The organism is Candidatus Poribacteria bacterium, assembly GCA_021162805.1.
In the GTDB taxonomy this organism is placed as follows: domain Bacteria; phylum Poribacteria; class WGA-4E; order B28-G17; family B28-G17; genus JAGGXZ01.
Genome location: JAGGXZ010000180.1, coordinates 1 through 3554 on the forward strand (window position 1 = coordinate 1; position 3554 = coordinate 3554).

The window sequence follows — 3554 nt, forward strand, 5'->3', positions numbered from 1 at the left end:
CTGCAAGACCGTAGTTGGACAGCACTCTGGTTATCGCTGCTGTCAGTGTGGTCTTGCCGTGGTCGACGTGACCAATTGTCCCCACGTTGACATGGGGTTTCGTCCGCTCAAACTTCGGCTTTGCCATCTCCCTCTTCTCCTTTGAATGAAATGAAATTTTTCAGTTTCTGCAACCACAGAATCATAGAAATTGCTATAATCCGTTGAACGTATTAACGTTCAACGTTGAACGTGCGACGGATTCTCTGAGAAGGATACCAGTTTATCTTGCAGTTCTCGAGGCACCTCCTCATAATGGGAGAACTGCATGGTGTAGGTAGCTCTCCCCTGGGTCCGCGAGCGAAGCGTTTGAACATATCCGAACATCTCCGAGAGGGGCGCCTCAGCCTTAATAACCCTGATATCGGTATCAGGCACTAGCTCGGTGTCGAATATATGTGCCCTGCGCGAGTTGAGATCGGCGATGACCTCACCCAGATATGTTTGAGGCAAGGTCACCTCTACCGACATTACCGGTTCGAGCACGGTTAAACCAGCTTTCTCGACGGCCTTCTTGAAGGCGATGGATGCAGCGATTGAAAAGGCCATCTCCGACGAATCGACCTCGTGATGTGACCCATCCAGGAGTTTGACGCCTACATCTACGACCTGATATCCGGCGAGCGGTCCGGAGGCCATCGCCTCCTTAATCCCTTTCTCTATAGCTGGTATGAACTCCTTAGGGATAACCCCGCCCTTCGTGGCGTCGATGAACTCAAATCCCCTCCCCCTCTCCAGTGGATAGACCTGGAGGATCACATGGCCATATTGGCCTCTTCCGCCGCTCTGCTTGACGAACCTCCCCTCAGCCTGGGCGATCCCTTTGATCGTCTCCCTATAGGCGACCTGTGGTTTTCCGACGTTCGCCTCGATTCCGTATTCCCTGATAAGCCTTGCGACTATGATCTCCAGATGTAGCTCGCCCATTCCGGATATCACCGTCTGGCCCGTCTCCGGATCGGTTCCCACCTTAAACGATGGGTCCTCCTCGGCCAATCTGCCTAGGGCCTCTATGAGCTTCTCCTTATCGGCCCTGGTCTTCGGCTCGATGGCCACCGTCATGACCGGAGCAGGTATGTTCATCGGCTCGAGCACGATGGGGAAGGCGGCGTCACATATCGTATCTCCGGTCGACACGTCCTTAAGTCCGATGGCCGCTGCGATATCGCCCGCATAAACCCTGTCTATCTCCTCGCGCTTGTTGGCGTGTACCTGAAGCAACCTTCCAATACGTGCCTTTCCGTTCTTATTCGCCACGTATACTATATCGCCGGTGCTGACGGAGCCGGAGTAGACCCTTATAAAGGCCAGCTTGCCCACGTGCGGGTCCATCATAACCTTGAACGTCAGGGCTGCAAAAGGTTCATCGTCGCTGGCCATCCTCCGCTCTTCCTCATTTGTAATCGGGTTGGTGCCCTTTATCGAGGGCACATCCGCTGGAGAAGGTAAATACCGCACTACGGCGTCCAGAAGAGGTTGGATCCCTTTATTTTTCAGGGCAGCTCCGCACAGAACGGGGACGATCTTTCGCCCTATGGTCCCTTTCCTGATCGTCTCCTTTATCTCATCAGCCGTTATCTCCTCTTCCTCCAGGTACTTCTCCATGATCGAGTCGTCCAGATCAGCGATCGCCTCCAGCATCATCTCCCTATATTCCCAAGCGCGCCCTTCCAGGTCTAACGGTATCGGGCTTTCATGCATGATCGCCCCGAGGCTCTCCTGGTCCCAGTAAAACGCTTTCATATCTATGAGATCTATAACGCCCTCAAATTCATCCTCGGATCCTATCGGTATCTGGAGAGGGACTGGAGTGGCGTTCAGCCTGGATGAGATCATCTCTAAGACCCTATAGAAATTGGCTCCCACCCTGTCCATCTTATTGATGAAGGCGATTCTGGGCACCCCGTATCTATCGGCTTGCCTCCAGACGGTTTCGGACTGAGGTTCCACGCCGCCGACCGCGCAGAAGATCGCCACCATTCCGTCCAGAACCCTAAGCGAGCGCTCCACCTCCACCGTGAAATCGACGTGACCGGGGGTGTCGATGATTGATCCTATGCTCCTTCCACCAGCAAGTGGTGGCCGCGGATGATATGGTTATGCCGCGTTCCTGCTCCAGATCCATCCAGTCCATGCTCGCTTTTCCCTCATGTACCTCTCCCATCCGATGGACCCTTCCGGTGTAGAATAAGATCCTCTCCGTGACAGTGGTCTTACCAGCATCGATGTGTGCAGCGATTCCGATGTTGCGAACCCGCTCAAGCGGATAAGGTCTTCCCTCTATCTTCAGTTTTGTGCTTTGAACCGCCTTCATCATTTCGTATCTACCACCTATAGTGTGCGAAAGCCCTGTTCGCCTCCGCCATTCTATGTGTATCCTGTTTTTTCTTTATGGCCGCCCCTTCATTCCTGTAAGCGTCCAGGATCTCAGCGGCCAGCTTCTCCTGCATGCTTCTACCGAACCGGGCTCGGGCGCTGTCTATGATCCATTTTAAGGCCAGATGTATCTGCCTTTCGGGTCTGACCTCAACCGGGACCTGATAGTTGGCCCCGCCCACACGCCTGGTTCTAACCTCTAAAACGGGCTTCACGTTTTCCACCGCCTGGAAGAAGATCTGAAGCGGGTCTTCACCGGTTCTTTTGCCCACTATCTCCAGGCTTTCATAGAATATCCTCTGAGCCAAGCTTTTCTTGCCCTCTCGCATCAACTTGTTTATAAATTTCGCCACTAAAACGCTGTTATATCTGGGATCGGGAGCTATCTCTCTCTTTACCTTAATCTTGCGCCTTGGCATATCAAATACCCTCTCTCATTATCCTATTTGGGCCTTTTAGCTCCGTATTTGGAACGGCCCTGTCTTCGGCCTTCAACCCCAGCGCAATCGAGGGTTCCCCTTATGATATGATACCGGACGTTGGGCAGATCTTTGACCCTTCCACCCCGAACCAGAACGATGGAATGCTCTTGGAGGTTATGATCTATACCCGGGATATACGCCAGCACTTCCCTGCCGTTGGTGAGCCTGACTCGAGCAACCTTTCTCAGGGCGGAGTTCGGCTTCTTCGGGGTCATGGTTCTGACTTGCAGACAAACCCCTCTCCTTTGAGGACATCCCTCAAGCGCCGGCGATTTGCTTTTCTCCTCTACCTTCTTTCTTCCCTTTCTCACCAACTGGTTTATCGTTGGCATCTCATCAACACCTCTTAGGATTTATCCTGGCAAAAATAAAGCCCCGAAAAGGGGCTGACTACTTACCGAGTTAAATGCTCTCTGTGCGAAGCAATCTAGCACTTTCTCGTCGGGCAGCCCCTCCTTTCCACCTTAGGAGTTTAACTCCCAGCTAGCCAAAACCATAAACCCAGATAAGGGCATCATCAGGTGCATAAGTATAGCAAAACGACCTTGGATTGTCAAGCACACGCCGGTAACCAGGGCTTTTCAACGCTTTGATAAGGGTAAAATCTCCCCTCCCGGCCCCAAAGGCCGAAAAAGAATCAAATCTTTTCATCTTCTC

3 protein-coding genes and 1 pseudogene are annotated in these 3554 nt (G+C 52.6%); all 4 read right to left on the bottom strand.

What is annotated here, in order from left to right; all coding sequences use genetic code 11:
• A partial coding sequence (tuf, locus tag J7M22_13935; protein MCD6507705.1) for an elongation factor Tu occupies nt 1-127 on the bottom strand: 127 nt, incomplete at its 3' end.
• 92 nt (nt 128-219) lie between these two features.
• Nucleotides 220-2353 (bottom strand): annotated as a pseudogene (gene fusA / locus J7M22_13940) (elongation factor G).
• A 10-nt stretch (nt 2354-2363) separates the two neighbouring features.
• On the bottom strand, nt 2364-2834 hold the full coding sequence (gene rpsG, locus J7M22_13945; GenBank protein ID MCD6507706.1) for a 30S ribosomal protein S7: 471 nt from the start codon (nt 2832-2834) through the stop codon (nt 2364-2366).
• A 23-nt stretch (nt 2835-2857) separates the two neighbouring features.
• A complete protein-coding gene (locus J7M22_13950) occupies nt 2858-3229 on the bottom strand; it encodes a 30S ribosomal protein S12 (GenBank protein ID MCD6507707.1) in 372 nt (123 codons plus the stop codon).
• Between the last annotated feature and the right edge of the window lie 325 nt (nt 3230-3554).

Coding starts and splice junctions, on each gene's coding strand:
- rpsG (MCD6507706.1), bottom strand. CDS start 2,834: ATGCCAAGGCGCAAGATTAAGGTAAAGAGAGAGATAGCTCCCGATCCC.
- J7M22_13950 (MCD6507707.1), bottom strand. CDS start 3,229: ATGCCAACGATAAACCAGTTGGTGAGAAAGGGAAGAAAGAAGGTAGAG.